This window comes from Cupriavidus sp. FW305-46 (assembly GCF_058787075.1).
The window spans coordinates 1-3,085 of record NZ_JBYSZI010000123.1; the positions used below are offsets into that span (position 1 = coordinate 1).

At 66.3% G+C, this 3,085-nt stretch carries 2 protein-coding genes and 1 tRNA gene; all 3 read left to right on the forward strand.

Annotated features, from left to right (window positions below):
* Positions 1-90: 90 nt before the first annotated feature.
* The 3 genes from uvrC (at position 91) to AC3WON_RS30845 (ending at position 3,084) form a co-directional block, all read left to right on the forward strand.
* Positions 91-2,133, forward strand: coding sequence for an excinuclease ABC subunit UvrC (uvrC, locus tag AC3WON_RS30835; RefSeq protein WP_492353453.1), 2,043 nt, complete (start codon positions 91-93; stop codon positions 2,131-2,133).
* 103 nt (positions 2,134-2,236) lie between these two features.
* Complete coding sequence (gene pgsA, locus AC3WON_RS30840; RefSeq protein ID WP_013957352.1) at positions 2,237-2,836, forward strand: CDP-diacylglycerol--glycerol-3-phosphate 3-phosphatidyltransferase; 600 nt, start codon at positions 2,237-2,239, stop codon at positions 2,834-2,836.
* Between the two features lie 172 nt (positions 2,837-3,008).
* A tRNA-Gly gene (locus AC3WON_RS30845) sits at positions 3,009-3,084 on the forward strand.
* The last annotated feature ends 1 nt before the right edge of the window (position 3,085 follow it).

Below are 3,085 nucleotides of genomic sequence, written 5' to 3' on the forward strand. Positions count from 1 at the left end.
GGCGGGGGCGCGCTGAATTGCTCTAAACTTGCGATTTTAGAGGCCATGCCGTTTTGATGCGCGCAGGCCGTGTAGCGGTCACCGTCCCCAATGTCCGACCAGCAACCCGATTCCCCAAATCCCGCCGACGAAGTTCCGGCCGAAGCGGCGGCCGCCCGGCCAGCCGAGGTGACTGCCGAGGCGGCTGCTGAAGCGCCGCCGGAGCCGTTCGACCCGCGCCCGGTCATTTCCCGCCTGCCCGGCCTGCCGGGCGTGTACCGCTATTTCGACGCGGCCGGCAATGTGCTGTACGTGGGCAAGGCGCGCGACCTGAAGAAGCGGGTGTCGAGCTACTTCAACAAGACCCAGTTGTCGCCGCGTATTGCGATGATGGTGGCGCGCATTGCCCGCATCGATACCACGGTGGTGCGCACCGAGGCCGAGGCGCTGCTGCTCGAGAACAACCTGATCAAGGCGCTGGCGCCGCGCTACAACATCCTGTTCCGCGATGACAAGTCGTACCCGTTCCTGAAGCTGACCGGGCACCGCTTCCCGCGCATGGCGTACTACCGCGGCGCCACCGACCGCAAGCACCAGTACTTCGGGCCGTTCCCTAGCGCCTATGCGGTGCGCGAGAGCATGCAGATCCTGCAGAAGGTGTTCCAGCTGCGCACCTGCGAGGACACCGTCTTCAACAACCGCACGCGGCCGTGCCTGCTGCACCAGATCCATCGCTGCACCGGGCCGTGCGTCAACGCCATCAGCGAAGAGGACTATGCGCGCGATGTCGCCAACGCGGCGCGCTTCCTGCAAGGCCGCCAGACCGAGGTGCTGGAAGGCCTGCAGGGCAAGATGGAACAGCATGCCGAGCGGCTGGAGTTCGAGCAGGCCGCGGCCGTGCGCGACCAGATCGCGGCGCTGTCGACCGTGCTCAAGCGCCAGGCGGTGGAAGAGGTGGGCGGGCAGGCGCGCGACATCGACGTGCTGGCCGTCGCCGTGGAGGGCGGGCGTGCCTGCGTCAACCTGGCCATGGTGCGCGGCAGCCGCCATCTGGGCGACAAGGCCTACTTCCCGGCCCATGCCGACGAAGCGGCGATGATCGTCGAGGATGCCGATGAGCGCGACGATGACAGCGCCGCCGCCGCGCCGCCGCTGACCGTCGACCGCATCGCCACCCGGGTGCTGTCGGCCTTCATGGTGCAGCACTACCTGGAGCAGCCGGCGCCGCCCATCATCGTCGTCAGCCATGCGCCGGACGATGCCACGGTGCTCGAGGCGCTGACGCTGCACGCCGGGCGCAAGGTCACTCTGGTGCGCCAGCCGCAGGGCCAGCGCAAGGTCTGGCTGGAGATGGCGCAGCAGGGCGCGGCGCTGGCGCTGTCGCGCCGGCTGGCCGAGCAGGGCAGCCAGGAGGCACGCACGCGCGCGCTGGCCGAAACCATCGGGCTGGACCTGGAAGACCTGGCGCTGCTGCGCGTGGAATGCTTCGACATCAGCCATACCGCCGGCGAGGCCACCCAGGCATCGTGCGTGGTGTACCACCACCACGACATGCAGAACAGCGAATACCGCCGCTACAACATCCAGGACATCATTCCCGGCGATGACTACGCGGCCATGCGCCAGGTGCTGACGCGGCGCTACCAGAAGCTGGTCGAGCAGATCCAGGAAGACGGCGGCATGGAGGCCGGCAGCGAAGCCGCGGCGCAGGTGCCGCAGATCGTGCTGATCGACGGCGGCAAGGGACAGGTCGAGGTGGCGCGGCAGGTGTTCGAAGAGCTCGGGCTGGATATCGGCCTGCTGGTCGGCGTGGCCAAGGGCGAGGGCCGCAAGGTCGGCCTAGAGACGCTGGTGTTCGCCGATGGCCGCCCGTCGCTGGAACTGGGGCAGGGCAGCGCCGCGCTGATGCTGGTGGCGCAGATCCGCGACGAGGCGCACCGCTTTGCCATCACCGGCATGCGCGCGCGCCGCGCCAAGACGCGCACCACCTCGCGCCTGGAAGAGATCGAGGGCATCGGCGCGCGCCGGCGCCAGAAGCTGCTGACCCGCTTCGGGGGGCTGCGCGGCGTGATGGCCGCCAGCATCGACGAACTGGCCAGCGTCGAGGGCATTTCACGCGGCCTGGCCGAAGAGATCTACCGGCAGTTGCACTGAGCGCGCGGGGCCGCGGGGTGGGAAATTGGCCAGTGATGGTCGATTGGTCCGGAAATCGGCGACAATCGCAAGATTGGTTACCGTCCCCCGCCGCCCGAGTTCCATGCCCTTCAATTTCCCGATCCTGCTGACCTGGCTTCGCGTCGCCATGATTCCCCTGGTGGTTGGCGTGTTCTACCTGCCCGACGCGTGGCTGCCGATGCACGCCAAGAACCTGACGGCGGCGTCGTTCTTCATCATTGCCGCGGTCACGGACTGGCTGGACGGGTTCCTTGCGCGGCGCTGGAACCAGACCTCGTCGTTCGGGGCCTTCCTGGACCCGGTCGCCGACAAACTGATGGTGACGGCGGCGCTGCTTTCGCTGCTGGCACTGGGCCGGGTCACGGACCTGATCGCGCTGGTGATCATCGGGCGCGAGATCACCATTTCGGCGCTGCGTGAATGGATGGCGCAGATCGGCGCTTCCAAGAGCGTGGCGGTGAACTTCCTCGGCAAGCTCAAGACCACGGTGCAGATGGTGGCGATCCCGCTGCTGCTGTACAGCGACCGCCTGCTCGGCTTCGATGCCCACCTGCTCGGCACGTGGATGATCTACGTGGCGGCGGTGCTGACGCTTTGGTCGATGTTCTATTACATGAAGCTGGCCTGGCCGCAAATCCGCGAGCGCAGCGGGATGGTGGCGCGCGCCGGCGCGCAGAAATGAAAAGAATTTTTGAAAAGGTGTTGACGGCGAGAGCAGTTCTTTGCATAATCTCATTCTCGTTGCTGACGACGCAAACGAAAGCAGCGAGATAAGGTAGGTTTGACGCAAGATGTTGTGAGATAACAGCGTGTTGCGGCATAAAACGCCTTAGTTGGATTTTAGCGGTGCCCCTGCGGGAGTAGCTCAGTTGGTAGAGCGCAACCTTGCCAAGGTTGAGGTCGCGAGTTCGAGACTCGTCTCCCGCTCCAG

Bases quoted from the DNA above. Each gene is read 5' to 3' on its own strand.
- pgsA (WP_013957352.1), top strand. From the start codon at position 2,237: ATGCCCTTCAATTTCCCGATCCTGCTGACCTGGCTTCGCGTCGCCATG.
- uvrC (WP_492353453.1), top strand. From the start codon at position 91: ATGTCCGACCAGCAACCCGATTCCCCAAATCCCGCCGACGAAGTTCCG.